Here is a 1,961-nt window from a genome sequence, read left to right as displayed (position 1 = left end):
CCACGCCCCCCACCGGCACCGCCGCGGGGGCAGGACCGCTCGCGGCGGTGCCGGTGGGGGGCGTGGCGGGGCCCGGGAAGGGCAGGTGCGCGTCGGTGAGGCGGCGGACGTAGACCTGCTTGGCCTTGTCGTCGTCGCTGTTCGTGGTCCGGTCGTACGAGACGACCCGCTCGAAGCGGACCGCCAGCAGCCGGGTCTCCTCCGGGGTCTGCGCCGTCCACCGGCAGCCGACGTGCCGGTCGGCGTCGTAGGAGGTGTCCGCGGTGCCCGCGTACAGCTGGGTGCGCTGGTCCTCGGTGAGGGTGGCCGCGGCCGGCAGCATGGCCTTCAGGCGCTTGCCGTCGGCTGCCTTGCAGGGGGCGGGCAGGCTGCGGTACTTGCCGGCGGGCGCGGGCGCGGGGGAGCTGCTGCCGGCCTTCGCGTCGGCGGTATCGCCGCCACTCTTCCCGCTGGTGCACCCGGTCAGGCCGGTCACCCCGGCGACGAGTGCGGTGAGCATCGCGATGCCCGGCAGGACTCGCCGTACCGCTTTGCGCTGCACGTCCACTGGCTCCCTTCGACCGGCCGGCCGCCCGGCGGTCAGGAAAATGCGTTGCCGCGCTCTGGACGCGGCTGGACACAATGTCTATCGCACACGCCGGTACCGGCGCCGGTCCCCTGTCCGTTGTGGGGCCAGAAGCGAGGGTTTTTGCCCAATCTGATTTTTCCGTGGGTTTCGGGGGATTAAGACGTTATGTCGTATGTAGAGGTTCCGGGCGCGAAGGTTCCGATCCGGCTGTGGGCCGATCCGGCGTCGGTCGAGCAGAGCGCGATGCGGCAGTTGGAGAACGTCGCGACCCTCCCCTGGATCAAGGGTCTGGCCGTCATGCCGGACGTCCACTACGGCAAGGGCGCCACCGTCGGCTCCGTGATCGCCATGAAGGACGCGGTCTGTCCGGCGGCGGTCGGCGTGGACATCGGCTGCGGCATGTCCGCGGTCAGGACCTCCCTCACGGCGGGCGACCTCCCCGGGGACCTGTCGGCTCTCCGCTCCAAGATCGAGCGGGCGATCCCGGTGGGTGCGGGCATGCACAGGGAGGCCCTCGACCCGACGCGCCTGTACGGTTTCCGGGACGCGGGCTTCGGGGACCTGTGGGAGCGCTTCGACTACGTCACGGACGCCGTGAAGTACCGCCGGGACCGGGCGCTGCGGCAGATGGGCACCCTGGGCAGCGGCAACCACTTCTGCGAGGTGTGCATCGACACCTCCGGCTCCGTCTGGCTCATGCTGCACTCCGGCTCCCGGAACATCGGCAACGAGCTGGCCGACTTCCACATCAACGTGGCCCGCGGCCTCGACCACAACCAGAACCTGGTCGACCGGGACCTCGCGGTCTTCCTCGCGGCCACCCCCGAGATGGATGCGTACCGCAACGACCTCTTCTGGGCGCAGGAGTACGCCAAGTACAACCGGGCCGTGATGATGAGCCTCCTCAAGGAGGTCTTCCGCAAGGAGTTCCGCAAGGCGAAGGTCTCCTTCGACCGGGAGATCAGCTGCCACCACAACTACGTGGCGGAGGAGCGGTACGACGGCATGGACCTGCTGGTCACCCGCAAGGGCGCGATCCGCGCCGGCAGCGGCGACTACGGGATCATCCCGGGCTCGATGGGCACGGGCTCGTACATCGTGAAGGGCCTCGGCAACGAGAAGTCCTTCAACTCGGCCTCGCACGGAGCGGGTCGGAAGATGAGCCGCACCGCGGCGAAGAAGCGGTTCTCCGCGCGGGACCTGGCGGAACAGACCAGGGGCGTGGAGTGCCGCAAGGACGCGGGCGTGGTCGACGAGATCCCGGGCGCGTACAAGTCGATCGATCAGGTCATCGACCAGCAGACCGACCTGGTCGCGGTCGTCGCCAAGCTCAAGCAGGTCATCTGCGTCAAGGGCTGAGCCGGAGGGCGCCCCGGTCCTCGGCCCCCAGCCC

Annotated in this window: 1 protein-coding gene and 1 pseudogene; one reads left to right on the top strand and one right to left on the bottom strand. The window is 69.8% G+C overall.

Annotation, left to right across the window (positions count from 1 at the left end; genetic code table 11):
* Nucleotides 1–541 (bottom strand): annotated as a pseudogene (locus HYE82_RS36205) (DUF3558 domain-containing protein); the annotation flags it as partial.
* Nucleotides 542–733: 192 nt separating this feature from the next.
* On the opposite strand from HYE82_RS36205, the gene HYE82_RS36200 reads away from it, so the two are divergent.
* Entirely contained in the window at nt 734–1,927 is a 1,194-nt protein-coding gene (locus tag HYE82_RS36200) for an RtcB family protein (protein ID WP_179178465.1), read from the top strand.
* Nucleotides 1,928–1,961 lie beyond the last annotated feature (34 nt).

The organism is Streptomyces sp. BR123, assembly GCF_013401435.1.
Taxonomy (GTDB): Bacteria; Actinomycetota; Actinomycetes; order Streptomycetales; family Streptomycetaceae; genus Streptomyces.
Note: the sequence above shows the minus strand (reverse complement) of the source record. Positions and strands in the feature narration are given on the sequence as shown.

Bases quoted from the DNA above. Each gene is read 5' to 3' on its own strand.
- HYE82_RS36200 (WP_179178465.1), top strand. From the start codon at position 734: ATGTCGTATGTAGAGGTTCCGGGCGCGAAGGTTCCGATCCGGCTGTGG.